The 25,228-nt window shown below is 56.5% G+C and carries 43 protein-coding genes; 23 read left to right on the top strand and 20 right to left on the bottom strand.

Going from position 1 to position 25,228, the window contains the following annotated elements; all coding sequences use genetic code 11:
* Positions 1–85 precede the first annotated feature (85 nt).
* The 15 genes from KP699_RS08145 to KP699_RS08075 form a co-directional block, all read right to left on the bottom strand.
* Positions 86–694 (bottom strand): glutathione binding-like protein, encoded by a 609-nt coding sequence (locus tag KP699_RS08145; protein ID WP_215762239.1) that lies wholly within the window; start codon positions 692–694, stop codon positions 86–88.
* 544 nt (positions 695–1,238) lie between these two features.
* On the bottom strand, positions 1,239–2,402 hold the full coding sequence (locus KP699_RS08140; RefSeq protein WP_215762238.1) for a site-specific integrase: 1,164 nt from the start codon (positions 2,400–2,402) through the stop codon (positions 1,239–1,241).
* A 569-nt stretch (positions 2,403–2,971) separates the two neighbouring features.
* Positions 2,972–3,265 carry a hypothetical protein gene (locus tag KP699_RS08135; RefSeq protein WP_215762237.1) on the bottom strand — a complete coding sequence of 98 codons (294 nt, stop codon included), beginning with the start codon at positions 3,263–3,265 and terminating at the stop codon, positions 2,972–2,974.
* Positions 3,265–3,636, bottom strand: coding sequence for a hypothetical protein (locus tag KP699_RS08130; RefSeq protein ID WP_215762236.1), 372 nt, complete (start codon positions 3,634–3,636; stop codon positions 3,265–3,267). Before KP699_RS08130 ends, KP699_RS08135 begins: the two co-directional genes overlap by 1 nt.
* Complete coding sequence (locus KP699_RS08125; protein ID WP_215762235.1) at positions 3,633–4,010, bottom strand: hypothetical protein; 378 nt, start codon at positions 4,008–4,010, stop codon at positions 3,633–3,635. The genes KP699_RS08130 and KP699_RS08125 overlap by 4 nt, the downstream gene beginning before the upstream one ends.
* Positions 4,011–4,421: 411 nt before the next feature.
* Complete coding sequence (locus tag KP699_RS08120) at positions 4,422–4,883, bottom strand: hypothetical protein (protein ID WP_215762234.1); 462 nt, start codon at positions 4,881–4,883, stop codon at positions 4,422–4,424.
* Positions 4,880–5,245 carry a hypothetical protein gene (locus KP699_RS08115; protein WP_215762233.1) on the bottom strand — a complete coding sequence of 122 codons (366 nt, stop codon included), beginning with the start codon at positions 5,243–5,245 and terminating at the stop codon, positions 4,880–4,882. The genes KP699_RS08120 and KP699_RS08115 overlap by 4 nt, the downstream gene beginning before the upstream one ends.
* Positions 5,242–5,559 (bottom strand): hypothetical protein, encoded by a 318-nt coding sequence (locus KP699_RS08110; RefSeq protein ID WP_215762232.1) that lies wholly within the window; start codon positions 5,557–5,559, stop codon positions 5,242–5,244. Before KP699_RS08110 ends, KP699_RS08115 begins: the two co-directional genes overlap by 4 nt.
* A complete protein-coding gene (bet, locus tag KP699_RS08105; RefSeq protein ID WP_215762231.1) occupies positions 5,556–6,410 on the bottom strand; it encodes a phage recombination protein Bet in 855 nt (284 codons plus the stop codon). Before bet ends, KP699_RS08110 begins: the two co-directional genes overlap by 4 nt.
* 1 nt (position 6,411) lies before the next feature.
* A complete protein-coding gene (locus KP699_RS08100; RefSeq protein WP_215762230.1) occupies positions 6,412–6,873 on the bottom strand; it encodes a hypothetical protein in 462 nt (153 codons plus the stop codon).
* A complete protein-coding gene (locus KP699_RS08095; protein ID WP_215762229.1) occupies positions 6,870–7,058 on the bottom strand; it encodes a hypothetical protein in 189 nt (62 codons plus the stop codon). The genes KP699_RS08100 and KP699_RS08095 overlap by 4 nt, the downstream gene beginning before the upstream one ends.
* Positions 7,058–7,378, bottom strand: coding sequence for a hypothetical protein (locus tag KP699_RS08090; protein WP_215762228.1), 321 nt, complete (start codon positions 7,376–7,378; stop codon positions 7,058–7,060). The genes KP699_RS08095 and KP699_RS08090 overlap by 1 nt, the downstream gene beginning before the upstream one ends.
* A gap of 81 nt (positions 7,379–7,459) precedes the next feature.
* A complete protein-coding gene (locus KP699_RS08085) occupies positions 7,460–7,921 on the bottom strand; it encodes a hypothetical protein (protein ID WP_215762227.1) in 462 nt (153 codons plus the stop codon).
* Positions 7,918–8,223 (bottom strand): hypothetical protein, encoded by a 306-nt coding sequence (locus KP699_RS16405; protein ID WP_252346877.1) that lies wholly within the window; start codon positions 8,221–8,223, stop codon positions 7,918–7,920. Before KP699_RS16405 ends, KP699_RS08085 begins: the two co-directional genes overlap by 4 nt.
* Positions 8,223–8,459 (bottom strand): hypothetical protein, encoded by a 237-nt coding sequence (locus tag KP699_RS08075; protein WP_215762226.1) that lies wholly within the window; start codon positions 8,457–8,459, stop codon positions 8,223–8,225. Before KP699_RS08075 ends, KP699_RS16405 begins: the two co-directional genes overlap by 1 nt.
* A 153-nt stretch (positions 8,460–8,612) precedes the next feature.
* Between KP699_RS08075 and KP699_RS08070 the strand changes: the two genes are divergently transcribed.
* Positions 8,613–8,867: a hypothetical protein gene (locus KP699_RS08070; RefSeq protein ID WP_215762225.1), complete on the top strand. Its 255-nt coding sequence runs from the start codon at positions 8,613–8,615 to the stop codon at positions 8,865–8,867.
* Between the two features lie 13 nt (positions 8,868–8,880).
* On the opposite strand, the gene KP699_RS08065 is transcribed toward KP699_RS08070, so the two are convergent.
* Together KP699_RS08065 and KP699_RS08060 are read right to left on the bottom strand one after the other, a co-directional pair.
* Entirely contained in the window at positions 8,881–9,222 is a 342-nt protein-coding gene (locus KP699_RS08065; protein WP_215762224.1) for a hypothetical protein, read from the bottom strand.
* A 420-nt stretch (positions 9,223–9,642) separates the two neighbouring features.
* Complete coding sequence (locus KP699_RS08060) at positions 9,643–10,002, bottom strand: helix-turn-helix domain-containing protein (protein WP_215762223.1); 360 nt, start codon at positions 10,000–10,002, stop codon at positions 9,643–9,645.
* 91 nt (positions 10,003–10,093) lie between these two features.
* Here KP699_RS08060 and KP699_RS08055 point away from each other — a divergent pair, with 91 nt between their 5' ends.
* Together KP699_RS08055 and KP699_RS08050 are read left to right on the top strand one after the other, a co-directional pair.
* Positions 10,094–10,297, top strand: coding sequence for a Cro/CI family transcriptional regulator (locus KP699_RS08055; protein ID WP_215762222.1), 204 nt, complete (start codon positions 10,094–10,096; stop codon positions 10,295–10,297).
* Complete coding sequence (locus KP699_RS08050; RefSeq protein WP_215762221.1) at positions 10,294–10,545, top strand: hypothetical protein; 252 nt, start codon at positions 10,294–10,296, stop codon at positions 10,543–10,545. Before KP699_RS08055 ends, KP699_RS08050 begins: the two co-directional genes overlap by 4 nt.
* On the opposite strand, the gene KP699_RS08045 is transcribed toward KP699_RS08050, so the two are convergent.
* Entirely contained in the window at positions 10,535–10,840 is a 306-nt protein-coding gene (locus KP699_RS08045; RefSeq protein WP_215762220.1) for a hypothetical protein, read from the bottom strand. The two genes, KP699_RS08050 and KP699_RS08045, sit on opposite strands and share 11 nt — an antisense overlap.
* 290 nt (positions 10,841–11,130) lie before the next feature.
* Between KP699_RS08045 and KP699_RS08040 the strand changes: the two genes are divergently transcribed.
* Positions 11,131–11,337, top strand: a complete 207-nt coding sequence (locus KP699_RS08040) for a hypothetical protein (protein ID WP_215762219.1) — start codon at positions 11,131–11,133, stop codon at positions 11,335–11,337.
* Positions 11,338–11,838: a single-stranded DNA-binding protein gene (ssb, locus tag KP699_RS08035; protein WP_215762218.1), complete on the top strand. Its 501-nt coding sequence runs from the start codon at positions 11,338–11,340 to the stop codon at positions 11,836–11,838.
* A gap of 2 nt (positions 11,839–11,840) precedes the next feature.
* Here the strand turns inward: ssb and KP699_RS08030 are convergent, their stop codons facing one another.
* A complete protein-coding gene (locus KP699_RS08030) occupies positions 11,841–12,098 on the bottom strand; it encodes a hypothetical protein (RefSeq protein ID WP_215762217.1) in 258 nt (85 codons plus the stop codon).
* Between the two features lie 48 nt (positions 12,099–12,146).
* Here KP699_RS08030 and KP699_RS08025 point away from each other — a divergent pair, with 48 nt between their 5' ends.
* The 10 genes from KP699_RS08025 to KP699_RS07985 all read left to right on the top strand — a co-directional run bounded on the left by KP699_RS08025 (position 12,147) and on the right by KP699_RS07985 (position 17,349).
* Entirely contained in the window at positions 12,147–12,545 is a 399-nt protein-coding gene (locus KP699_RS08025; RefSeq protein ID WP_215762216.1) for a hypothetical protein, read from the top strand.
* An 88-nt stretch (positions 12,546–12,633) separates the two neighbouring features.
* On the top strand, positions 12,634–12,861 hold the full coding sequence (locus KP699_RS08020) for a hypothetical protein (RefSeq protein ID WP_215762215.1): 228 nt from the start codon (positions 12,634–12,636) through the stop codon (positions 12,859–12,861).
* On the top strand, positions 12,861–13,154 hold the full coding sequence (locus KP699_RS08015; protein WP_215762214.1) for a DUF2312 domain-containing protein: 294 nt from the start codon (positions 12,861–12,863) through the stop codon (positions 13,152–13,154). Before KP699_RS08020 ends, KP699_RS08015 begins: the two co-directional genes overlap by 1 nt.
* A 3-nt stretch (positions 13,155–13,157) precedes the next feature.
* On the top strand, positions 13,158–13,517 hold the full coding sequence (locus KP699_RS08010) for a VRR-NUC domain-containing protein (protein ID WP_215762213.1): 360 nt from the start codon (positions 13,158–13,160) through the stop codon (positions 13,515–13,517).
* Entirely contained in the window at positions 13,514–13,639 is a 126-nt protein-coding gene (locus KP699_RS16630; protein WP_256442331.1) for a hypothetical protein, read from the top strand. Before KP699_RS08010 ends, KP699_RS16630 begins: the two co-directional genes overlap by 4 nt.
* A 14-nt stretch (positions 13,640–13,653) precedes the next feature.
* Positions 13,654–14,247, top strand: coding sequence for an HNH endonuclease (locus KP699_RS16625; RefSeq protein WP_215762212.1), 594 nt, complete (start codon positions 13,654–13,656; stop codon positions 14,245–14,247).
* Positions 14,244–15,134, top strand: coding sequence for a DUF1376 domain-containing protein (locus tag KP699_RS08000; protein ID WP_215762211.1), 891 nt, complete (start codon positions 14,244–14,246; stop codon positions 15,132–15,134). The genes KP699_RS16625 and KP699_RS08000 overlap by 4 nt, the downstream gene beginning before the upstream one ends.
* Position 15,135: 1 nt before the next feature.
* A complete protein-coding gene (locus tag KP699_RS07995) occupies positions 15,136–15,933 on the top strand; it encodes a hypothetical protein (RefSeq protein ID WP_215762210.1) in 798 nt (265 codons plus the stop codon).
* Positions 15,934–15,947: 14 nt separating this feature from the next.
* Positions 15,948–16,154, top strand: a complete 207-nt coding sequence (locus tag KP699_RS07990) for a hypothetical protein (protein ID WP_215762209.1) — start codon at positions 15,948–15,950, stop codon at positions 16,152–16,154.
* 616 nt (positions 16,155–16,770) lie between these two features.
* A complete protein-coding gene (locus KP699_RS07985) occupies positions 16,771–17,349 on the top strand; it encodes a hypothetical protein (RefSeq protein WP_215762208.1) in 579 nt (192 codons plus the stop codon).
* Between the two features lie 10 nt (positions 17,350–17,359).
* Here KP699_RS07985 and KP699_RS07980 read toward each other — a convergent pair whose 3' ends face one another.
* The gene (locus KP699_RS07980) at positions 17,360–17,638 is read right to left on the bottom strand and encodes a hypothetical protein (RefSeq protein ID WP_215762207.1); all 279 of its coding nucleotides are present in this window, start codon (positions 17,636–17,638) and stop codon (positions 17,360–17,362) included.
* A gap of 108 nt (positions 17,639–17,746) precedes the next feature.
* Here KP699_RS07980 and KP699_RS07975 point away from each other — a divergent pair, with 108 nt between their 5' ends.
* The 8 genes from KP699_RS07975 (at position 17,747) to KP699_RS07940 (ending at position 25,228) form a co-directional block, all read left to right on the top strand.
* Positions 17,747–18,178, top strand: a complete 432-nt coding sequence (locus KP699_RS07975) for a hypothetical protein (protein WP_215762206.1) — start codon at positions 17,747–17,749, stop codon at positions 18,176–18,178.
* Entirely contained in the window at positions 18,179–19,414 is a 1,236-nt protein-coding gene (locus KP699_RS07970; RefSeq protein WP_215762205.1) for a PBSX family phage terminase large subunit, read from the top strand. It begins immediately after the preceding gene.
* On the top strand, positions 19,411–20,973 hold the full coding sequence (locus tag KP699_RS07965; protein ID WP_215762204.1) for a DUF1073 domain-containing protein: 1,563 nt from the start codon (positions 19,411–19,413) through the stop codon (positions 20,971–20,973). The genes KP699_RS07970 and KP699_RS07965 overlap by 4 nt, the downstream gene beginning before the upstream one ends.
* 2 nt (positions 20,974–20,975) lie before the next feature.
* Entirely contained in the window at positions 20,976–21,149 is a 174-nt protein-coding gene (locus KP699_RS07960; RefSeq protein ID WP_215762203.1) for a hypothetical protein, read from the top strand.
* Between the two features lie 220 nt (positions 21,150–21,369).
* Positions 21,370–22,182, top strand: a complete 813-nt coding sequence (locus KP699_RS16720) for a phage minor head protein (RefSeq protein WP_215762202.1) — start codon at positions 21,370–21,372, stop codon at positions 22,180–22,182.
* A complete protein-coding gene (locus KP699_RS07950) occupies positions 22,172–23,392 on the top strand; it encodes a DUF2213 domain-containing protein (RefSeq protein ID WP_252346876.1) in 1,221 nt (406 codons plus the stop codon). Before KP699_RS16720 ends, KP699_RS07950 begins: the two co-directional genes overlap by 11 nt.
* 10 nt (positions 23,393–23,402) lie before the next feature.
* Positions 23,403–24,155 (top strand): hypothetical protein, encoded by a 753-nt coding sequence (locus KP699_RS07945; RefSeq protein WP_215762201.1) that lies wholly within the window; start codon positions 23,403–23,405, stop codon positions 24,153–24,155.
* 14 nt (positions 24,156–24,169) lie between these two features.
* Positions 24,170–25,228, top strand: a complete 1,059-nt coding sequence (locus KP699_RS07940) for a DUF2184 domain-containing protein (protein ID WP_215762200.1) — start codon at positions 24,170–24,172, stop codon at positions 25,226–25,228.

Genomic DNA, 25,228 nt, shown 5'->3' with positions numbered 1-25,228 from the left:
ATACGGATCAGACCTTAAATCTGATCCGTATTTTTTTATCTGATGTGCGCCGGATGGGCCAAATGCCATCCTGCAAGCACGTTGATCAGATCAGCCCTTCTTCCTTCAGTGCCTTCTGCGCTGCAGGCCGCGCAAAGACAGTATCTCGCAAAGCAGCGGCTTTGGGGTATTCTGCAAGATCTATATTGAGTGGGCCAGTCCAGTTCAGAATGACGGCCATAAGCGCATCCGCCTGGGTAAACCCTGATGGCAAAAGGTAGCCATTCGTGCCATTTGCCAGTTGCTGTTCTACCTGTGACAGGCGGCGCGTGATAAGAACCTGCAATCCTTCGCGCGTTACATCCGCCAGATGCGGGGCAAAAAGTGCTCCGATTGCACTATGCACATCCTCACAAAAACCCAGAGCTTCCAGCAGACGGAAAAATTCAATGCTGTCCGGAACAGGATGAAAAGCCGGATTATCCGATTGCTGACCAATATAGGTCAGGACGGCAACATTTTGCGTCAGCACAACACCGGGTGAAATTTCCAGCGCAGGCACGGCACCGCGCGGGTTAATGCCGATGTAATCCTGACCATCAGCCGTTTTTTTCTCTTTCAGGTTTACCTGCACAAGCTCATGCGGCAAGCCTGTTTCATTCAGGATAATATGAGCAGCGAGTGAACAGGCCCCCGGCGTGTAGTAAAGCTTCATAGTACTACCCTTTGTTTCCAAATTGAGAAAAACAGCAGATAAAACAAGCGATCTTTCTGCCGCACAAAGAGCGTCGCATATTTCCACAATGATGGGAATGAGACAAAATTATTAAAAGCAGTGATGATTTTTACAATTATGAGAGGTTGCCGGAAATAATCAGCAGTGCAACAGGTGATGTTTCAGCAAGACACACTCTGAGCAGGAAGAATCCCGATTGTCGCCTTACAGACGCAATCCCCACACCACCTAGAAAGAGTTGAGAACGCTAAAACGCGGCGTATCGCCAGTAAGCTCTGCGTAAAAACGGGCGTGGTGCTTAACCCTTACCGAAAAGATTGCACAGATCTGGCGCGGATTTATACGTGCCAAAACGCACTAAAATATATCTACTTGTCTTAATTTTTTTTCGGAAAAAACCGGAAACCACGCAAAACCCGCAGAAAACTGCTGTTTATCGTGGTGGGTGCGACAGGGATTGAACCTGTGACCCCCGCCGTGTGAAGGCGATTCGCCCATTCTGTAAGTGTTTGTTTTTAAATGTTTATTCTTCTTTCTCTGCTAGCTGGCCCGGATATGGCACGCATTTCTGAATATCTGGCCAGTCATCATATGCCCACCATTTTCTGATCTGGTCTTGGTAATGGTCAGGCATTTTCTTCGCGTAGCGTGTGACCATAGTTATGGTCTGCCATCCACCATCTTCCTTCAGCTTCAAAAGATCCCGGTTTGCACAATAGTGCCATGTCGCAAACGTATGGCGCAGACAGTGGGGAGAAATTTCTGGGACGAAAGCACGTTTCGGCCACTTTTCACCCTTGGGCGTCCACACACGCTCATGCCCCGACAGCCCGGCGCGGCGGCACGCTGAGGCCCATGCGCTCTTGATCTGGCCGCCACCCGTCCGGTTGGTGTCGTAATAGGCATCCCCAACAACCCAACGCATGGCACCCTGCGAATCGCGCCGCTTGGTCGCCGGCCGGAATACGCGCCCATCGCGCCACGGGATGCCGGACAGAGCAATGACCACCACAGGCGGCAGATCGATGTGCCGCTCATTGCCCTGCTTCTGCCAGACGACGGCACGGGCCCCGTCAAGGTCAACGTCCTGCCATTCAAGTTCAAGGGCCTCTGACATTCGCGCCCCTGTGGCGATGAGGAAAACGAGTAGGGGGCGAATGTGCGGAGCGGCTTCATTAACGAGAGCCGTGGCTTCTTCAGGGCGCAGAAACTGCATCCGGACCTGCTCTACCTTCGGACGCTCAAACGCGGGCTTGTCGCACCAGCCGCGAATGGCAGAAAACTCAAGGATGGCCCGCAGAGGCGTCAGGACCGCCCTGATTTTTGTGGCCGCCTTTGCCTCTGAACCCGCCGTTAAAATTGAACGGTAGGCTTCGTCTAAATCCTGCTGTTTAATTGAGGCTACCTTGCGGCCTCTAAAGTGGCCAAGCAGCCTCTCAATATGGGTTACGGTTGTGTCGCTACGCAAATCCGCAGAGAGGTAAGCTGCCGCGGCGCGGTCAAATGTTATGACCGCGCGCTTGCCATAGACCGATTCCTGCCATAACTCCGCTTCTCTCTTTGCTCTGAAAGCCTCTGCCTGCTTAGGGCTATTAGTTCCCGTGCTTTCATATATGCTTTGTCCGCCGACGGTTCCGCGCACGTAGAGCGTGTCTCGGCCTTGGCGTTTGACGACTTTGAGCGACATTCCAGGCTTTCAAGTAGGCGGGGGTAATCTTCAGCGCGCACAACCAGCTTCCGGCCGATCCGGCGGTGCGTTGGTTTTCCGTTAAACTCAGGGTGATCGCGCAGATGCTGGAGGAGGTAGGTCCGGCCCACCACGCCACGCAACCGCTCCAACACATCCGGCAGCGTCATCAGGTCAGGTAGCGTCTCACCCATCAACCCCTCCCAACTCAGCAATGCTTGCGGGCAGGGCGGGTAGGGGGCGGAAATGGGTAGGCTCATCGCCTTCTTGTTGCGCCCACTGAGACCGCTCATTCGTGCCGGAGTAATACCAGCGAGTTCCATGCCCTGGTATCATTCTCCCGTGCCGCAGCCACTTTTTCTCGCTATGACCACAATAGACCTGCCCCATTGACGGGCTATATTCCGCAATCGGCCTCCAAGCCGCCGCGTCTGCTGCATCCAGAACGGCTTTAGCGAGCCGCCTAAAATGTGTTTTTTGGTAAGGGGTCAGTCTTTCCCAATCGCCACCGGGCGCAAGGTCGCTAACTGAGCCCATCATCCATGCAGCCGCCTCAATCCTCGGGTCAGTCACGCAATCCACTCCGGCCATTTTCTATTGTCCTTTGCATAATCTTCTGTGTAGCCAAGGGGTAATTCATTGATGCGACCAGCAGAGACGCACTGAACGAAGACATAAAATCCCTCACCGTCATTGGCCATCTCTTCGGCTTTTTGTGTCTCGTTTGGTGCCTTTAGTGCGGCATCTATCGCATTGCGCAGGCGGGTTAGGCCTTCATTTGTGCCTAAAATATGGGCGTCCCCATGCCACTCGGCTTGTGCGATAATGTGCAGAATGTCGTCTGTGTCTTTCCAGTCGTCCATCACCCCACCTCCCGCGCTGCGTCGATGGCTTTTAGAAAATGCCTCTCGATAGCCCGATGAACTTGGTCATGGCCTTCAATAGCCCTCGGGTGCCATCCGTTATCGTCGGCCTCTCCTTCCATATCCTCGAAGTAACTGCACAGTGTTACTGCGAGATTATCCCCTTGCATCATGGGCGTTTCTATTCCCATCACAGATTCGCAGGCTTTCTCGATATCCCGCGCAATCTCCGCCCGCACGCGCTGTTCTGCGCGGCGTTCGGCTTCGAGGATGTGTTTAGTTGCAGCGTCCAGATCGTCCACAAATGAAAATGTGCCTTCTTCTCCGAACAGGTTTGCCAAATCGGCAATCTGCTCCTCTCTCGTCCTCATGGTGCGTCTCCTAGGTTGCGGATTTGCGACGCTGCGTCGTTACATCCTAAATATTCAAAATCGCGCCCTGATTTCTCGTAAGCTTCCTCGCAGAGTTTCGCGCAGCGTTCCCTCTCCGCTGCCAGCATCTCGGCTGTCGGCGCAGGGGTGGGGTCGGGGCCGAGACTGACGCAATGGGAATAAATATAGTAATTGGCAGCATTTTTGGCTTCAAAGCTGCCATTCTGCAAAATCCACTCGGCATAGGGTGAATTCCAAATGCCAGGAACCTTATTCCCCGTTCTTCTTTCGATAAGAACATGCTCGCCGTAATACTCTGGCCATGACGGATGACCGGGCCGCTCAGGGTTGGGCCAGTTGGTGGGGGTGGTCATGCCGCACCTCGCATAGCTGTATAACGTCCTGTCCCATCCTCATTGAGGAGATAGTCAGGCAAATCTTCCCTTTGGCAGTTCGGTGTGTCGGAATTTGTTGTCGCTCCGCAATGCATGCATCCGCACAGCCCACGGCAAAGCGACTTTTGTATGAAACCCGCGCGACACCAAGGAGAATCCTGCCTGTATTCTTGACACGGTTTGATTTCGTTTCTCATCACGCCTCCTCTCCTGCGCGGGTGTTCCATGCGGTGATGGCTTGCTCTGGTGATGGGCGCAGTGGCCCACGATCCTGACATTCATAACAAACCGCCCTAAACCCAATAGGAGTCATATCTTTTGGGCGGCGAACCGTAGCTATTGCAACAAGGCACAAAGCACCGCCGTCAGGACAAGCCTTCAGTTCCTCGCTCATGCTTCCGGGCCTTTCAGGGCTGTTTCCAGAACATATGCAGCCTTCATGGGGTTTCCTGTGGCGATGCTTGTGCGGGCTGCGCCTACTACATTCCGCAACCGCCCCACCTCAGCCTCTAACGCGGCGATGGCGGCTTGGTGGGCGGTTAAAAGAACGGTCTCCGGGAACTCAGAGCAGACACGCTCCATTGCTTGATCCCAGCCGTAGCCCATTGCCTCATACCGGTCATGAATACCTCGATCTTCTAATCCACAGCCCATGCCTTGATCGTGATATTTTGGTTCATATTCTGAGTAATCAACGACTGACGTATCGCCCCCCGTCACAGGCGTGCCGATAGATAGGATAGCTTGATCATGGCTATCGTCAGGCTTCCCAAAAGCGGCAGCATCAACAAGGAGTTCGCGCGCTGCCTCACTCAGAGGCAACCGCACGAATACGCCGGTGGGTTGGGTCATGCTTCGTCTCCCGGCAGGACTTCGCGTAAGTGGATGGTGCGGATGAAGGAACCATCCGTTCTTCTATTCGCAGCCGCCCTGCCTAAAGAAGGATGAGCAAGTGAAAGACCACCGCCCGCATACTCATTAACCCAAAACTCCCGCGCCACAGGGACTTCGCGGGCGTTCATGAGGTCTGAAGTCCGCGCACACCACGGGCCATCGCGGTCTTCTGTCGTGACAAACGCAACTCCATCAACAATGCAATGGACAGTAACTTGCACAAGCCTCACATCTGAGGACATGGCGCTATCAATAATATACGGCCCCGGATGCTCCGGCGTATACGGGCCGATGATTTCTAGTTTGGTTTTTTGGGTCATGCGGCACCTACTTCGGCGAGGTCAGAATCCCCTGCGATCGCTTTCCGTGCATCTTCGGGAAGATCGAGAAATTTCTCCCTCTCGAACTCAACCCAATCTGGGTTGAGTGTGGCGCGATGAATTCTTCCCCACCTGAGATGGGAGATTATGGTGGACAGGCTCATATTGCAGATTACGACCGAATGAATCGGCTTATTTAGTCCGTTGCTATAAAACCACCCTCTAGTTGTCGCAATTTCCAAAAGCCCAGCCTCATTATTCGGGATTATTTCTCCGCACAGCCATTTACGCGGTGCCTTCTTTCTTGCGGTCATGCTTCTGCCATTTCTTCAATAGGGGTCTGGGCGACTTCAGTTTCCAGTTCAGCGCGGCGCTCGGCAATCATGTCCTGCACGGCGGACTGCACCTCTTCGCTGATTGCGCGATCAGCCTCTTCAGCGCGCTTGATGGTTGTCTGCCAGCGGCCCCATTCGCCATCAACGGAGCGCAGATCGTCACATTTGGTGAGGCGGTCCCGGAAAAGCGCGATGTGGTCAACAGGTGGGCGGGGTGGTTCAACGCGGTGCTGCGTTGGGGTTACGTCCACGACAGGACCAAGCGTCTTCCCGTCCATTTCATCGTCTGTATTCGTGCCGCCAGTCTGCTCAGGGAAAGCCATGCGCAAAGCCTGTGCTTCGGCGCACTTCGCCAGTTGTCCAAAAGCCCGCTTTTTCCACATGCTATTTGGAGCGTCGGTGTCTTTTTTGGCTGTTGCGTAGTTTTCGATCCAGTATTCTTTGGCCGTGAATTCGCAATCGCGCCCATGCACCAAGCGTCGGACAGTCACTTTGCACCACTCAGGGAAGCGTACGCGCACGCCGCCAAGCTCGGCTGACTGGGTGGGGCCGAATTCAGGCTCACTCTTTCCGATATAGTCGCCAGTCCGGGACGCCTCGATCCGATAGAGTGCGATGCCTGGCATAACAACATCACGCATGACGCGCGCCTTATTGTCCCACATCGGCACGATATGAACCGGCTTTTTCATGACATCCAGAGAGGCAGCCCGGCAGTAGGAAATGACCATCCGCACGCTATCATCGGCAGCGCCCGGATAGAGACTGTCCTTCAAAACGTGGATCAGTTCGCGTTCCTGCTCCTGATGCAGTTCCAGAGCATTACTCATATCAAACATCCTTCCGAGCGCTGACCCGCAGTGTGGGTGCGCCGCCATTTGTGAGGGTTGCGCCGGGCACTGGCCCGTTACGCACCAATTTGTTCAGTTCCGTCCGGTCGAGCTTGTCCGGTTGCGGCTTCCACAGTTCTGGCCGGGCCGCCTTGAGCGCCTTTTCATCCGAAATGTGGGCCGATGCGGCCGGGCGCATGACCGTTGCTTTCCAGTGGTCTGATTCCAGACACACCACGCCATCGATCTGCATCTGGTTGCAGAGAGCGGCCCGCAGGAGGTCTCGGGCGAACTTCGCCTTGCGCTCCACATTTTCCAGCACGCCGATAAGCTCCAGCGCGCAGCCGTCCGTATTTGCGCCCGGCAAGCGAATTGCCTTCATGCACCCGTTCACCGCGCCCATATCGGCGTGCAGGTATTCAGCGTAAACGCGGTTTACGGCTGTCAGGATGGGGTCACTCATGCCCCACATCCCTGCAAAGCCGCTGAATAAGCCGGGACGCGGCGCATGCGCTCCAGTTCAACCAGCGTTTCCCCATGTTCGCGCAGTTCATACGCCTGAAGCGGCGTCAGGCTGTTATTCGCGAGGCATGACTGCGCCGCCTTCACGAGATTGGTCAGTTCGTTCCGCTCGCTGTTGCTGAGCATCACACGCACTCCGCCGCTTTTTCTGCATGATCCACGTCATCACGATCGATCTCGTCAGCGATGGCGGGCAGCTCAATCACCGCATCCAGCGCAGTCATGCCCATGCGCCCCTCGACCTCAGTCGTCGCGTAATGCAACTGACCGACCAGAGGCGCGATATCTTCGCTTGCCTTGCGGATGATTGCCGCAATTTTCCTGAGGTTTGCTGTTTCCGCCGCCAGCATGTTGCTGGACAGGCTGTGATATCCACGCGCAGCAGGGTAGGGGCCTCCAACGCCGCCGCGCATATTGTCAGGGTATCCACCCATAGACTGTGACATTTCAAAAACTCCTGATTGGAGAACACTCTGCCGGTAACACGGCCACGAAGCCCGGTCCGCAAACCGGGTGACGCGGGGGTGTTAGTCAGTGATTTTTGTATAAGTGAAGGAGCCACGGGCCTTATCGCCGAAAAGGTACGGCCCGCGATGCCCAAATGTCCCGTCACCAAGCGCGTCAATAATTTCCTGCGCGGTTACAGGGCCTTCGTATTTGCCCTGGTAGGCCATCGTGCTTCCTGAACTGGAATCATAGTCATAATCATAAATACGCTTGCCATTTCCGAGGTCTTTAGAGGGATTTTTGCAATATAGTTCAGAAATTCCCCCGCCTATTGAGCGGTATGCCATAATAGGGACATAAGGCGTCTCATCTTCCGGTTCCTCATCTCCGCATGTGTCGCAGACGAGAAACGAGGAAGTGCACCGGTTACATGGCGCATTAATGTGGCAACTGCACCCGCCATCTGGGTAATCAATGATGATATGGCCGGTGCAATCAGCGTGAGGGCATTTATTTCCTTCTTCCCAGACGATAGCACTCATGATGCTTCTCCGCGGGCTTTGGCGAGCGCGGCGCGGGCAACCTTGATTTCTTCCCGTAAGATAAAAAGGTCTGTATCAGTGCATTCAAGAGACGAGACCAGATCACTCAGCGCCTCATAAAGCTCCGGCGCTGCGGCGATTAGGTGGGCGTTGGCCTCTCTGTTTCCTGCGTAGCAGTTTGCGGAACAAGCAATTGCATCATGCCCGTCATGAACCTGCCAGTATTTATCAAAGTCTCCTGGGCTGCTATCAAACCCAACGTCCAGACCCCACGGACCCGGAGTAAATTTCGCGTCCGACATTAGGCCAGCCCCCCAACAAGCTGACAAAGCGCCAGCAGCAGATCCAGAAGATCCTCAGTGATGCGAAGCCCGGCATCCGTAAACATCAGAACGCCCGCGACGGTGCCGTAGAACAGCACGCCTACAAACGCCTGCACGAACGGGTTTTCCACGAGAACGCCAGCGATGTAGCCCGCGTTGGTTTGGAGTGTTTTGTTGAGTGAGGGAGCAGTCCGCTGCTCGACCGTCTGTTGCATTGCCCATCTCCGTGGTGATGGGTTATGTGTGACATGAGGTCACAAAATCCGTCAATAGAAAATGTGATGTTATGTCACAAAATTTCCACCCCTTGATCTCAGGTCAATTTTCTAGATAGAACATAATAGGAACACGCTGCCCGGAGTCCCGCCATGCCCGCCACCGAACGAATCATCTTTCAGCCATATGTGTGGAAAAAGACCGGCAAGCGTACGACGCTGGAGCCCGGGACGCCTATTGCGTGCCGGGATGCCGAGGATGCGTTACGCAGGGTTGAGAAGGTGAGGGATGGACTGCTCAGAGCGGCAGGTGCTCAGGCTGTCCGTATGGCCGTTGATGAGGAGGCGGGGGATTACGGGGAGCCTGAGGTTTTGGGGTGTGTGGGGGATGTGCCCGCAGAGGAATAAATTTCGAATAGATTCAGGAGTGAATAAAGGAAAGTCCCTTAAAAATTGCGCCAGCTATAGCCAGTAATGCGGCAATCTGGGCAAGGGAGGGCAGTTTAGCAATCCGCCCTTTCATCTCAGCGACTTCGACGCGAACGTTTGTCAGATCGTCTTTGGTAGCCATCGTTGCTTTAATTTCGGCAAGCGTCACCTGTATGGAGGTTAGGGCCCCCTGCACATCCTCCATCTTCTTTTCGAGGCGTTCTACGCGGCGTTCCATATCTGAATCATGGGGAGGACCGCTGCCGCCGTCAACTCCTTTTTCGACCGGCTCTTTCCCTCCAGGAAAGTGGCGAATGTTAGTTTCGGAGCTCACTAGACGCCCTCCACTACTTCTGCATTAAATGAATGGATAAACCCGCATTTGCTGCAATAAGCGTCATAATTGGGGTAATATCTACCCACGGTAGATGTCGGGGTAACGGTGACCTCATATTTGAACCCGTACAAAACAAGAGTATTCTCAGCTTTGCAGGCGTGGCACTTAAATGGCGTAAGTTCATTTTTTATTAGATGAGACCAAAATTTCACCACGCGGTCTTGATAATATTTATCTCCCGGATCTTGCGGAGGAGGCCCCCCTGATAATAGCGGGCTGAAATCTGACATTTTGTTTTTTCCTTAGAAATTTTCCAATGAGGACATATCTTTGTTGTAATTCTTGCTCGTTGCTGTTCCCCTTTCGTTCTGCCATACTCAGAACATGAACAAGGCAGAGAGATTCGAGGGGGAGGGGTTAGGCGGCACCGGACGGGTCCGCCTTATCAGCCAAACGCTCAGCGACAGCCCTAAGGGCAAGACGCTCACCCTCGTTCATAGCTCGCCACATGCGGACAAGGGAGCGTTCGTCGGCGTCTTTAATGACTTCGCCGCTACCTTCCAAAGAAGGAACCGTCTGGCCGCTTCTAAGATAATCGAGGGTGACGCCAAATAAGTCAGCCAGAGCGCACATTTTATCCCATGCGGTAGGGATGCCTTTGTTCTCCATGCGGGAAAGATAAGTGCGGTCTATGCCAGTGGCGGCCTGAATATCCACCTGGCTCAAACCACTATCAATGCGAAGTCGTCTGATTCGCGCGGCAAAGGCTTTATCCATAAAATCACATTGGCACTTTCTGGCCTCTTTTGTGTGACATCACATCACAATAATGATTGACGAAAAGTGTGATCTCATGTCACAGAAAGACATGAGCATCAGATCAATAATCAAGAAGGCTGGCGGGCCGTCTCGGGTTGCTCGCCTTCTGGGCATTCACCACAGCGCGGTAATCCGCTGGGAGAATGTCCCCTATGAGCGCGTTTTGCCACTCGAAGCCGCAACCGGCATCCCCCGCGAAGAACTCCGCCCCGACCTCTTCAAACGCACCCCAGCACAGGAGGCGCGGTCATGAGAATTGGTCCGCTCAACGCATGGATATGGTGCGATAGCTCCGCAACGAACGTGACGTGGAAGATGGAAGTAAGCCGCCGCCAGCCGGATTTTCGGGCATATCTTCGCGGCCTTGTTGGTCATTTTGCCCTTGCGCTTGTGGCCTTCCTGTTCCGTGACATGCCCGGCGTGAAAGGGCGGCGGGACACAGTGCGGCGTATGACTGCCGCACTGGCCCCGGTGTTTGACGGCGAGGGCGTTAAGAAATGAGCGCCACATATTTCTCGAATACTCTTTCCATCGCCAGCGTGTCGTTGAGATCATGCTCCTTCCTGAGCAAGACGCTCTCTGCTGTTGCGTCGAAGAACTCTCGCGCCTCTTCGGGTGATGTGAGCGCACGATCCACCAGCCCACGGATGAGCTGGCTGACAAATTCATTCTCCCAGAATTCATCCGTCTTTAACTGCCGGTTTCCCGCCGGGAGGTCTGACAATACGGAAGTCTGGAAGCCACGCGGGCGGCTGAGTTCTTCTCTTGCCTTGCTGGCAGCGTCTTTGATGCTCACGGAATCGTCTCCTGTTGTGGTTGGACAACGCAACGGTGACGTAGAGGGGGATGCTCGTAAAGCGTCTCCCTCACTCGCCCGTATGACTGGGGGCGAGTAATGGCCGGTAAACCCACAATCTTCCCCCAATCCACGATTGATGAGGTCAGGCGGCTGCGCTCTGAGGGTGCAACCCCCGAGCGTATCAGCGGCCTCCTAGGCATGAGTCCGCACCATGCGCGCAAGCTGATCGGCACATACGGGACGCGCAAACGGGCAAAGCGGGTTTTGACGCCTCGGAAGGGGGCAGCATGACCCTCGCTAAAAAATCCACCAATCCCCCAGCCAATTTCAAACTCGCCTACGCGCGCCCATGCGGCCAGTCCGAATGGTCCGCATTCGGCACTCAGGCCCGTGCGGCTGCCTATCTGGAGCGCTGCGCCGGGATCGACCCGGACGTGTGGCTGCAATACGGCGCGCCCGGTGGGCGGGATGTTATTTATGTGAGGACCAGATAGATGGCCGGCAGCGTCAATAAAGTTATTCTGGTCGGCAATCTGGGCAAAGATCCGGAAACCCGCACCACGCAGAGCGGTCAGAAGATCGTGTCTTTCTCTATCGCCACCAGCGATACGTGGAATGACCGCTCTTCCGGAGAGCGCCGGGAACGCACGGAATGGCACCGTGTGGTGATTTTTAACGATCGTCTGGCCGATGTGGCAGAGCGCTTCCTGCGGAAAGGCCGCAAGGTCTATCTGGAAGGCGCTTTGCAGACCCGCAAATGGACCGACCAGTCCGGTCAGGAACGCTATACGACGGAAGTCATTGTTGAGCGGTTCCGTGGCGAACTGGTCCTGCTCGACAGTAAGGAAGCGGGTGAGGGTGAACAGCCCCGCCAGCAGAGTAGCCAGCGCCAGCAGGGCGACCAGCAGCAGTCCGGCGGCTCTTGGGGCGGCGGATATAATTCCGGCCGGCAGGATCTGGACGATGAAATCCCGTTCGGCCCCTGCGTGGACTGACATCACCCCCTGATGCACTCGCACGCCTCAACCCCCAACTCCCGGCCGATCAGCAGCATGAGGTCTATCCGCTGCTGCTGTGTCGTGCCGGGATATAGCTGCCGCCAGAGCTTGGCCGTCCGTGTCAGGGACTGGCTGAGGTATGGCGTGGCAAGGGGCAATTGGTCGGGCGCTGTGTCTGCCGTATCAAGCGGGGAATACGGGCTGGTGACGTATTCACCCCCGTATTCCACCGATCCAAATTCAGTCTCCTTCTTCATGGTTTCTCCAGTCTCTCGTTCTCGCAAAACGGAGAATGGAGCAAAGCAATGTGGAATGATCGGGCAATTCACGCCCACAAACAGTCAAAAAATGACCGAAAGTTTCCGCAAATGATGGGCGCTGTGCATACGCCCATTCGGGAAAAGCTCCTTGGCGCCATCAAGCGCGAGTTCGAGCCTTTCCGTTTTGCGGCTGAAATGCTGGCCCGTTCGGCAATGAGAACGCCAAGGGCCGCGCGTAACTGGCTGTCAGGCACGAATGCCCCAGATGCTGAGGCGCTTATTGAGCTGATGGCCTCCTGTGACTCTATCGCCGCCGAGGTCAATGCCCTCGTGCAGCAGCGCCGGAAAGAGCGCGAAGGAGAGAAATGCCGTGGATCAAACTCCGGCTTTGCCGGTTCGCATGGTTCCGAACACACCAAGGGCCACCACCCTCAGTGCATGTGACCTGGGTGCATGTCTCTTGGTTCGACTGGGATACCTGGCAAGACAAGATGGATCGTGCCCTGCGGGCTGCGCGGGAGGAACTAAAGAAGTGACCCGACGCAACAGCCTCACTGATGGGCAAAGATTGGGATTTGTCAGGCGTTGGCTTGACACTTTTCAGTCTGAGGCGGCAGCGGCCCGGTCAATCGGCATGAAGCGTCAGCAGCTCAACGAGATGACCAACGGCGAAAAGCCATTTTCAGACCGTGTGCTTAATGCAGCCGGGATCAAGGTGATCCGGCCTCCCGCAGAATATTACCCGATGGACGAAATCTGATGCCTTTCCCGAAAAACCATGAAGACGAAAACAACCAATTCACCGACGACGACGCGGCAGTTGGCGGCATTGCGGCTGACCGGCTGCGGTCGATCATAGAAAGAACCGAAAGACTGGAAGAGGAGCGGAAGGCCCTTGCTGGCGATATCAAGGATATCTTCACAGAGGCGAAGAGCGCCGGATTTAACGTAAAAACCATCCGGCAGATCATCGCTATTCGCAAGCAGGAGCCTGCTGATGTTGAAGAGCAGGAGACGCTGCTTGATATCTATCGCCGCGCATTAGGAATGTGACAGATGGCCCAGAACGAAGAGGACCGCCTCCACACCCACATTTGGAAGGCCCTGCAATTCCTCCTGCCAGACGATGCTGTAGCGTGGAGCACCGAGAACCGGCAGATGGGTCCGCGTGAAGGCATGCGCCGCAAGATGCGCGGCTGCGTGCCGGGCGTGCCTGATATGGAGATACACCACAGGGGACGCACCTATCTGATCGAGATAAAGACGCCGAAGGGCACCGTCTCCAAGGTCCAGAAGGACATGCACAAGCGGCTCAAAGCCGCAGGCATGCCCGTAGCCGTCTGCCGGTCACTTGAGGACGTCCTGTATTTTCTGGAGACGCATGACGTGCCGCTGAAGGGCGTGGTGATGGCATGAAAACACCAGATCAAGAAGGCAACAATCTGCCGTCTGCCCGGTACACACTGGGCTTTAACCCTGCTAAAACGACGAAAGCCGCTGGTGTTCGCGCACCGGGCGGCTTTCTGACCAATGCTTGAAGGAGACTCAAGGAGTGGCTGAGGAAAATATAGCATTTCCAATGGATGAAGAAAACAGGCGTTCCGCATGGAAACGCTCATACTTTCTGCTGGAGAGCGGCCAAGGTGATTTTTCAGGCCTGGATAGCTACTGGCTCAACACGCTAGATTATGACTTGGATCTGGAGTTGTTTCAGAGGGAAATCCCCAAATTCTCAATGCAGGAAGTTGTTTCAAGAAACGTTTATGGCTTCTCGTTCAAAAAAGAATTCAGAGAGTGGATTTTTTCAAAGCAACGCGGCGTATGCGGATATTGCGGGAAGCAATTAAATCTCCATGCAGCTAACAACTGCTCAATCGACCACATGCTCCCCCAAAGCAAAGGTGGGAGCGATCTGCCGCCAAACCTTATCATCGCATGTTGGGAGTGCAATTCCGGAAAGCGCGATAAGACTGTTGAGGAGTTCCGGCATATGATTATGACTAAGCAGAGTCCTGCTTACGGCATAATCTCAAGAAAGCAGATTGCAGCCTTGCAAGCCGTAGGAATCGATATGCAAATGCCTCGGCATCACAGATTTGTCTTTGAATGGCTGGACTGGGCACATGTCAGGAGTGTGTATCCATGAGCAAAATCAAGACATGGATGCCCGTCTACATTGGCGACTATCTGGCCGACACCATGCGCCTGACCACGCTTCAACATGGCGCCTATTTCCTGCTGATGATGGAGTACTGGCGGCAGGGACCATTGCCAGCCGATATGGACGAACTGGCGGCCATCGCGCGCACAGACCGTAAAGTGTGGGACAAATCAATCTGGCCGACGCTTAAGCGGTTTTTCTCGACCGAGGACGACGGGATGCTGCATCAGAAGCGGGCTGATAAAGAGCTGGCTCATGCTCAGTCGGTCAGCAACAAACGGCGCGATGCTGTCCAACAAAGGCGAGATCGATCTAATGCAAAAGGGATGCAAAACGACAACAAAGAGCCTACAAATGTAGATACAAAAGTAGGTGATTTGAACATACAAAAGACCTACAAAGAGGGTGATACGCGCACGTCATGCGCGTCCGCGTCACCATCACCATCACAATTACACTCTTCACTACGTTCAGAGGATGTAGGTTGTAACGCGCCCGACGCTCCAGCCGAAAACTCGATCGCCGACCGATGGCGGGAACTGGGCGAGGAGGTCATTGCCGCATCTGGCTGCGACCCGTCCCGGTCCTGCGTCTCGACAGGAGTGGTCCGTCAATGGCTCGCTGACGCTCAGGGCATGGGCTACGGCTATGACGGGGCGCGGGAAATCATCCTTGCGGTCGTTCGGGAAAAATCCCGATACGGCGGCCGCGGTAAGCCCCCGGCATGGTTCGACAAGCCCGTAAGATCCGCCATCAGCACGGGTACGATTGCCGCCGATCACGTCCAGCGGGACGCGCCGCAGAAGACCAAATCCCGCCAGCAGCTTGCAGCCGAAACATGGGCCAACGTGCCCGACATCGAGGGGGTGTGACATGACCGCCATTGCGAAAAACCACTATGGCGCGGTTGCGCTGCCGACCGCTCAAGCCGAGCCTTCTGCCGATCTGGCAGCAGTTCTGGCCGCGATGCAGAGCGGCGTGCCGATGACCACCCGAGACCTGACGCAAGCCCGTGTTGCCGAGGCTCGGGCCATTGCCAGTGCCCAGGGCGTTACGGATCCGGCGCCCGAAATCGTCATCGCCGCGTGGGCGAAAAAGCTGATCCCGCTGACGGTAAACCCGCCGACCGAACCGGCAGACAGTGCGTCGAAAATCAGCGCGATCTGCGAAATCTGCGGAGAATTTCCCGCAGGCGTCTGGACGCCAGAGACCCGCAAGGCGTGGGTCACCCAAGGCCCGCAAGGCAAATTCTGGCCAGCGCCCGCCGAGCTGTACGCGCACCTGCTGCCCTACGCCGAGCGCCTGCGGCGGAACGTGGAGGGCTGCCGGAAAATCGTGCGGCTGGCTGAGCGGGTAGGGAAGCGGGACGAGGGCGTGAGCGAGGAAGAGCGTGCCGCCGTTGCCGCGAAAATGGCTGCATGGCGCGCGCAGCGCCCGGGCGCAGAACCGGAGCGCAGACGTCCAGAAGTCCACCAGCCGAGTGCAGCTGAGCGCATCGCGGGGTATCGCCAGCAGATCGAAGCCGATCCAGCCAGTGCAGAGTGGCTGATACCGCTGATAACTCAGCTACAGGCGCAGACATGCGGCAAAAACGATCACAGAAGCCCGCTGAGCACGATGAAACCGCTCAGCGCATACGTGGGAGCTGGAAATCACCAGCGGGCAATCTAGGGGGATTTTGGGGTATGTTTGAGAAAGATCGAACTGACGAGTGGGAAATGGTGCCGTGGGAGGATTGGCCCGAGCCCTCCATCCCGCCAGCAATCGAGCCGGACCCGGTGCCGCTGCATGAGCGGGAGGAGGGGTTGTTGGATGAGGAGGTTTTGCCTCTGAGGGAGGATTGGTGGAGCGGGCCGAAAAAAGGGCTTGTACCGGATGGGGTGTTGCGGTAAGAAAACCTTACGAACCTGGTTGAAAAAGGTCTCGTGGCTTTCTGATTGTGAGATGACGGCTTTCGCCACCTATCCGTTCAGTTAAGGCACAAATCCAATCGAGAAGCCGCTCGGTGTCCCCACACCGGGCGGTTTTTCTTTTGGCTGCAACTCCGATTCCCCTGTACTTTTTGCGGGATGTGTGATTCCATCGTTGCATGCAAACATGCGCTGGAATTCACCATAGTTGGGCTGATGTGGCTTATCATGGCGTCGAGGTGATTGCGCTTCTCGCATTCCTTTGCTTCGTCGCCTTCATAGCTATAAAGGCTACAGAGTGACGGCTAACCTCAATGCCCAGTAAATTCCCCCTAATGCCTCACGAGCACGCAGCGCATCCCGACGGGACAGTAACGCGATGGGTGAATATCGGCGGCGTCCCTACAAAATTGCGCGGGAACCTCACTGTGGATGGCAAGAAATTCGCACCTACACGCAGGCCCGATTTGCCCCTCTTTATTGAGGGCGTGGAGGCTATAGCGGATGACCTCAATGCACTGCGATAAAACCCCGCCAGCCCTCGTCATTGTTGGCTGGCTGCTCTGTGTTTTAATTTTTTCTTTCGTGGGTGGGTGATATGAAAAAAACTATCAAGCGTCCGCGCCATGAAATCCGCCATGCTCAGGATATGGGGCCGACACCGGAGAGGGCAGCTCGATCTGACTGGTCGGGGAAAGCGCCCAAGCGCGTTCTGACCACTGTGCAGGCGCTGCTGAACGCGGGAGATATCACGCAGGAAGCCGCCAACGCGGCGGATCGGTGGTATCGGGACTATGTGTTTGGTTATCACGACTACCGTGAGTTTGCCCCGGATCACGTGGCGGACACGACCACTCGGCACGATGCTGTATCGTGGCAGGTCGTGCGCGCCAATGCGTGCGGGCGGATTGTGGATGTCAGGCAGGCTCTGGGTGTCTGCGCGCATCAGAGGTTGCGGATGATGTTGGTGGATGAGCTTTCGTTTCGACAGATGGGGGAGGCTCTTTTTCCCGCGGTTTCAAAGAGCACGTCTTCTACAAAAGTGTCGTCTCAATGTAGTTTTTTACTGGAGCAATTGCACAGTTTTTATAGCTCTCAACGCGCTGACAAGAGACGCACAGAAGCGCCCAGGCACGTTGGTGGACAGAAAGTTCTTGCCCATATCGACGGGGTATAATAATATTCCCTCACAGTCGAATACTCACGCCTACCAAGCCGCCACAGAGCGGCTTTTTCTTTATCCGGAAATTCTGATGCCCCTCCAACGCGGTCACGTCGTGCAGTTTGCGCGATATCGTGCCGTGTGCGTGGTGGCTCGGCGGAACGCCGCCCTGGTCTGCAAGATTGTCCAGCCGGATGACTTGTGGCACCGGGCCGACATGCCGCTTGACTGGCTGGATTGCATGATGAGCGGGCTCACGACGGAGCTGCGGATCAGGTGTTGGCCGCATATCGTCCGCAATCATGATTTGCAGATTGTTGGCGAGGTATCCTCGGGCTGCATGGACCGGATTGACCGCATGGTTAATCGGGAGCGCGGGTTGCGGGGGTTTGAGGAGAAGTGGAGTTAGGGGATGGCCGGACGGAAAAAGCCAGACCTTAAAATCGTCCGCGTGGATATTGCTTCGGTGTGGGAAGAAATTCTCTCGAAGCTGGAAGAGGGCCTGACGCTTCGCCAGTTATGCGAAGAGCCGGGGATGCCGACTTGGCCCGGGATCCGTAAATTTATGCGCGCTGACCCCGACCGAGTTACACAATACGCGCACGCACGCGCGATCGGGGCGGAAGCCCTTGAGGACGAACTGCTTCATGCTGCTCGATCCGCGGGCCCCGAAGACGCGAACGCGCGCCGCCTGCAAGTTGACGCCCTCAAGTGGGTCATGTCCAAGCGCGCACCCAAAGTTTATGGCGACAAGATCACACAAGAACACACGGGCGAGGGAGGTGGGCCAATCAAGTTCACCGCCGTACGCCGTATCATTGTGGACCCAGCCAAGCCTGAGTAAATGACCGCCCTCGACATTCCGACCGCCCGCGTGTTTGAGCCGCTATTGGCTCCAAGCCGGTACAAGGGCGCATACGGCGGCCGAGGGTCGGGGAAGTCGCACTTCTTCGGTGAGAACATTGTTGAGGAACACCTCAGCATACCGGGCCATCGCACGGTTTGCATTCGTGAGGTGCAGAAATCAATTGAGCGTTCTTCCAAGCAGTTGATTGTTGATAAGATTAACAAGTTTGGGCTGAACAGCCTGTTCGATGTGCAGGACCAGCTCATCAAGACGCCCGGTGACGGCCTGATCATCTTTCAGGGCATGCAGAACCACACAGCGGACAGCATTAAGTCTCTGGAAGGGTTTGACCGCGCATGGATTGAAGAGGCGCAGTCTATCAGTGCATATTCGTGGCGCATGCTGCGACCGACCATGCGTAAGGCAGGATCGGAGATATGGGCAAGCTGGAACCCAGCCAGCCCAGAAGATCCGATTGATGACTTCTTTCGTGGCCCCGGCTCTGACCGAGCCGACCTTGTTGCGGTTCGGGCCAACTGGTCCGATAATCCGTGGTTCAATGATGGCACGCTCCCCACAGAGCGCGTCGAGGATCTGAGGGCGCGACCAGACGAATATGGGCATATCTGGGAAGGTGATTACGTCACCATCTCGGATGCCATCATCTTCCGGAACCGTGTGTCTGTAGAAGACTTTCGCTCTCCGGAAGAAGCCCGGTTCTATTACGGTGTTGATTGGGGCTTTGCGAAAGACCCGACCGCTGCGGTTCGGTGCTTTATTCAGGACGAGTGCCTGTTCATTGATTATGAAGCGGGCGGCGTGGGTGTGGAGCTGGATGACACGCCAGCCCTGCTTGAAGAGATCCCCGGCGCGTATCGCTGGCCGTGGAAGGCGGATGGCGCCCGGCCAGAAACCATCAGCTTTTTGGCGAACCGCTTTGGCTTCAAGATCAGCGCAGCCGAGAAATGGCCGGGCAGCGTGGAGGACGGCGTTGCCCGGCTCAAGGCCTTCAAAAAGATCATAGTCCATCCGCGCTGCAAGGGAATTGCAGAGGAATTCCGCAAGTATTCCTACAAGGTGGACAAGAAAACCGAGGATATTCTGCCCGTCATTGCTGACGCGTGGAACCACTACATCGACGCTCTGCGGTACGCTCTTGATGGCGTGATCCAGAATCGTCGCCGTATGCCGAAATTCACCCAGCAGACAGTGCAGAGAATAGCCCGACAATGAGAAACTGGTTCAAGCGCACGCCCAAGGCTGAGCAGCCGGTACGGCGCATTGAGCCAGTCACGCAGAAAAAACCACGCCTGCCGCGTTTCAATGCTCCTGAAGCGCATGACCTGTTTGAGACGGCGCAGCGGGTGTTTGCGCCCTATGTGCCCCCCAAAGGCGTTCGAGGTGACAGCGGCCAGATTGCGCTCGATAGCGCGCTGACAGAGTTCACGCAGGCAAACTACAGCATCGTCAGCAGCTTCATTGCGGACGGCCTGAATTTCAAGGGCTACGCGGACCTGTCAGCGATGATGCTGCGGGCCGAATTTCGGAAGCCGGTGGAGACGCTGGCCAAGGAATGCACCCGTGAGTGGATACGATTCCGCTCAGTGGATACTGAGGACGACGAAGACGACACGGTTGCTGACAAAATCTGCGCCGTAGAGGCGGAGTTCAAGCGCCTGCGAGTGCGTGAGGTTGTACGTCGTCACATCATTCACGGGCTCGGCTTTGGTCTTGGGCACATCTGGATCGATGTCAACGGCGCACCCCTCACATCAGAGGCGCAGATGAAGCCGCTGACAGTGAACAAGAACGGGATCAAGAAAGGCTCCCTGCGTCGGATCGAAAATGTCGAGCCGATGTGGACGAACCCGAACAATTACAACGCTGATAACCCGCTCAGGCCAGACTATTTCAAACCCACAACGTGGTGGGTGCAGGGCGTGGAGGTGCATGCCAGTCGCCTCCTGACGGTCGTGCCGTTTGAAGTGCCGGATATTCTCAAGCCTGCATTCAATTTCGGCGGCCTGTCCCTTACGCAGCAGCTTGAGGCGTACGTCCACAACTTCCTCCGGACGCGCCAGTCTGTTTCGGACATGGTGAGCAACTACGCCACCAAGATCCTGAAAACAGATATGACCGGCAACATGCAGGCTGATGGCTGCATGAGCTATGGCGATATCGATGCGGACAGCGTCACGGGCCGCGTCGCCGCCATGAATGCGTGGCAGAGTAACAACGGCACGTTTGTTCTCGATAAGGAGAGCGAGGAGTTTGATATCAAGGCGGCCCCATTGGCTGGGCTGTCAGATATGCAGGCCCAGTCTCAGGAGTTCATGGCCGGTATCCCTGGCATCCCGCTCGTGAAACTGTTCGGCATCCAGCCTCAGGGCCTGAACGCTTCATCTGAAGGTGAAATCCGCGTCTTCTACGACGAGATTGCAGCCTTTCAGGAGGCGAATGTCGCGCAGACTACCCGCACTATTTTTGAAGTGGTCCAGCTTAACCTGTGGGGCGAGATAGACCCCGACCTTGACTTTGAATTTGTGCACCTCTGGCAGCTCTCCGAGAAAGAGGCAGCTGAGGTTGAGAAGATCAAGACCGACACAGACGCGGTGAATGTGCAGGCGGGCATCATGGCTCCCGCAGAGTGCCGTCAGCGCAATGCGTCCGACGCGCACAGCATCTACCGCAATGTCAGCATCTCAGGGCCGCCGCCTGAGCCGCCAGACCCGGAAGAGGATGGCGCGGGGCTTGAGGGGCTGCTGAAGCGTGGCGAAGAGAGTGAGGATTGAAGATGATTTCAGAAAAAAATTCCAGAGAATTGATAGAGTCGCTCTGCTCCAATGCGGAAGTGGCTTATCGTGACAACCGGCCAGACCGAGAGGCTGCGTATAGGGAAGCGATTATGATGGTGCAGAGCGCCATTGTGGCATCAAGGCCGGAGCATAAGCATCATGGGCTGGCTTAGTAAGCGCCGTGAGCGAAACCGCATCTATGATGTCTACGGTGATTTAATCAAAAAGATTGAGAGATGCACGGATGCAGCATCGGAGGCCGTCCTCCCATCAGACAAGGATGGAGCCAGAAAAGAGATTGATGCTTGCCTGCGCAGCATCAGGACCCGCGCTCTGCTCAGTCACTGGGAACGCCACCAAACCTGAAATACTCGAAGCATCAAGAAGGCAATAGTGGCACAACTCAGATGTCAGTCTGCGCAGGGCAAGCGCATTGCCCCTGTGCGGGCCAGTGCGGGCGTTGAGGCACAGTACTATGGTGCGATGGTCAAGCTGCTTCGCCGGATGCATCGCGAGGTTGTGGCTGAGGTCGAGGCTGCTTATCGCCCTGTAGAGCCGGTAATCGGGGCAGATGCCTCGCCACTAGCGCTCTTGCGCAAAGCGATGGACGCGATCACCCGCCGCTGGCGCAACAGGTTTGACGATCTGGCGCAGGAGATGGCCGAGCGCGCTGTGGCAGGCGCGCAGAAGCATTCTCAGGGCGCGTTTATGGCCGAACTGAAGCGGCACGGGTTTACCGTCAAGTTCAAGCCGACGCAGCTCGTGAAGAACATGGTCGAGCAGGCGATAAAGGAAAACGTCAGCCTGATTAAGGGCCTCTCAGAGGACCATTTGAGGGGCATCAATACGGCAGTCAATCTGTCCGTGATGAACGGGCGCGACCTGCATAGCCTCTCCGAAACGCTCCAGAAGCAATACGGCATCAGCAAGCGCCGGGCTGCGTTTATCGCCCGAGACCAGAACAACAAGGCGACGGCCACCATCAACCGCGTGCGGCAGATGGAGCTTGGCCTCAAGGAAGCGATCTGGGTCCATTCCAGCGCTGGGAAGGTACCCCGGCCGAGCCATCTTAAAGCGGGGCGGGAAAAGCTGCGCTACCAACTCGATCAGGGCGCTTACATTGACGAAAAATGGATACACCCCGGCGAGCTTTGCAACTGCCGGTGTGTGTCTTCGGTGATTATTCCGGGATTTGATGATGACTGACACCATCCTCGCTCTGGACCGCTCCGTGCGGCGCATAGACGCGGACGGACACCTGTTTGTCGAACGCTGCATCCTCAGCGCCGCCGTGGTGTCTCCCTACTATGGGCGCGAAATTCCGGGGGCGGAAGCTTTGGGGTTGGAGCCTGATAAAATCTATCAGCTCTACCGCGATGCTGACGCGCTCCGCGCCGCTGCTGAGACGATCAACGGCAAGCCCATCCTCGACATTCACCAGCCGATCAATGCCGAGGATCACCCCAAGCAGATTACGGTCGGCTCTGTCGCCAATGCCAAGTTCGAGGCCCCTGATCTCGTGGGCGAGCTTTCGATCTGGGACGGCGACGCAATCAAATCCATTCAGGACGGCTCGAAGCGGTGTGTCTCAGCGGGATACGCGTACCGGGCCATCCCTGAGGCTGGCGAAATAGACGGCCAGCCCTACACGCTCAAGATGGTGGATATCCGCTTCAACCATCTTGCGCTCGTTGAAAACCCCCGTGTGCAGACCGCCATTATTGGTGACAGCGCACCCACCCAAACAAAGGAAAAGAGCATGGCCGTACGTGTGCCCATGTCAGCAGTGGCCAAGGTTGCGGCTGCGCTAAAGTCTGGCCGTCTGGCTCTCGACGCATCCGAAGAGGATGTGAAGAAGTGCATGGACGATGACGAAACGGACGATACCGGCGCCGAGGACGAAACGCCCGAGGAAAAAGAGGCCCGCGAGAAAGCGGAGAAAAAGGCCGCCGACGAAGCAGCCGAAGCTGAGGCAAAGAAAAAAGCTGAAGATGAGGCCGAAGAAGAGCGTAAGCGCAACGAGGCCGCTGGCGGGCGCAAAGCCAATGCTGAGCTTGAGGGCGAGGAGAAGGAAAAGAAGCGCATTGAGGCGCAGGACCGCGCCATCTCCCTCGCTGTTGACGGCGCCCTGAAAGCTGAACGCTCCCGCGCCCGTGCCGCTGAGGACGCCAAGCGCCTTGTCGCACCGCTGGTTGGGGACGTTTACGGCCTCGATAGCGCGGACGATATCATGCGCTACGCCCTGAAAGAGCGGGGCATCTCCGGGCTTGATGGCGTGAATACCGCAGGCCTGCGTGCGCTGGTTGACCAGCAGCGCAGCATCGTTTCCGCATCCACCCGCACCACGCTGATTGCTGCTGACTCCGCCTCCGAAGGCAGCGTCCTTCATGGCGTGGCAGCGCCTCGCAAACTGTAAGGAGGCAGATATGCCTTTCCAGAGTTCCGTAAATTACAACTGGCCTGCGGGATTCCCGGGCCGCTGGGCCAGCCAGAACCCCCGGCGCACTGTTGTGCCCGGCCCGAACGGGTTTCGGGCGGGTGCAAGCGGGCTGGCTATTGCCGCCTTCGGGTGGGACCAGGGCGATGGGACCGTGCTGAACGCACCGCCTGCCGACGCAACCACCTACACAGTCACGGCACTGGCTGTTGACGCAGGCGGCACAGACTACGCTGTTGGCGATACGGCGGCGTTTGCTGGCGGCAAAGCCACGGTGTCCACAATCGGCACAGGCGGGGTTGTGACCGCTGTAACGCTCCAGAGCGCTACCGCGCAGAGCACGGATCCGACAGCAAACGGCGTGGCGACAACCACGAACGGGAGCGGGTCTGGCCTAACGCTGAACGTGACCGGCACCAGCAGCGTAACTGCAGCAGGCGCGCCAACCGGGTTTGTCTACGCCGACCAGCAAGGCCTGACGACGCGCTACCTGCAGGAAAGCACCATGATGATCCCCGCGGGCTTCATGGCGCAGCTTGCTGAGGGGGGCGATATTTGGGCCACGTCCAGCACAATTTCCACCAACGGCCAGTCTGTTTTCGCCTCCACAACGGACGGATCAATCAGCACGGCGGCGGCCGGGGCCACGGTGGACGGTTACGTTGAAACCGCGTGGAAGGTCTCGCAGTGCAACGCCGCTGGCTCTCCCATCATCATCACCGGCCCGGTCGCGGCTGCGTAAGGAAAAACTGAAACATGAACATGATGTTCCGAAAGGATGCCCCCCGCCTCGCGCAGGATTGGGGCATCGTCATGGACGGCGTGCGCGGGTATGTCTCCGAAATGGGGCTGGACGCGCTGCCCGCAGGCCTGCCGGTTACAGCCCCGAACAGCGGCATTCCGGCGATCTTCACGACCTACACCGATCCGAAGATCATCAAGGCCATTATCACGCCGACAAAGGCGGAAGAGATTTACGGCAGCGCCAAGAAGGGTGACTGGGTTACGGATACCGCTCAGTTCCCGATGGTGGAACTGTCCGGCTACGCCGCCTCCTATGACGATTACAGTCAGGCGGGCGATACCGACGCCAACGCCAACTGGCCGCAGCGTCAGTCCTTCCACTATCAGACGTGGACGAAATGGGGCGAGCGCGAAGTGGCGCGCATGGGCGCAGCAAAGATCGACTGGGTGAACCAGAAAAACGAGGCCAGCGTCTCCGTCCTGAACAAGAACCAGAACCTGATTTCCCTGTTCGGGATTTCCGGTATGGAGCTGTATGGTGCGCTGAATGACCCCAACCTGCCCGCAGCCATTGCGCCACTGCCGAAAACCACCACGGCGGGCGCTGCGGCTGCTGGTAATACCTGGCTCGATACGTTCGACCCCATTCAGGTTTACAATGATTATCTGAAGGCGTTTCAGAAGCTCAATGTCCAGATGGGCGGCAATCTGACGCTGGAAACGCCGATGACGTCGGTTATCCCGACCGACCGCCAGCAGTGCCTGCTCTACACCAACCAGTTTCAGGTGTCTCTCAGCGACCTGCTGAAAAAGAACCTGCCGAACCTCAAGATCAAAACACTCCCAGAGGCCGGTGCCGATCTAAGGGGTGGCAACAACATGGTCTCTATGATGCAGCTTTTTGTGGATGAAATTGACGGGCAGGAGACTGTCACGACTGCATTCACCGAAAAGATGCGCGCACATGCGGTTGAGCGCTACTCCTCCAACTTCCGGCAGAAAAAATCACAGGGCACGTGGGGGACCATCTGGTTCTACCCCATCGCCTGCGTGACAATGGCGGGGATCTGA

Source organism: Acetobacter sp. P1H12_c (assembly GCF_018811975.1).
In the GTDB taxonomy this organism is placed as follows: Bacteria; Pseudomonadota; Alphaproteobacteria; order Acetobacterales; family Acetobacteraceae; genus Acetobacter; species Acetobacter persici.
The sequence above is the reverse complement of the archived record's forward strand: the minus strand, read 5'-3'. Positions and strand labels throughout refer to the sequence as shown.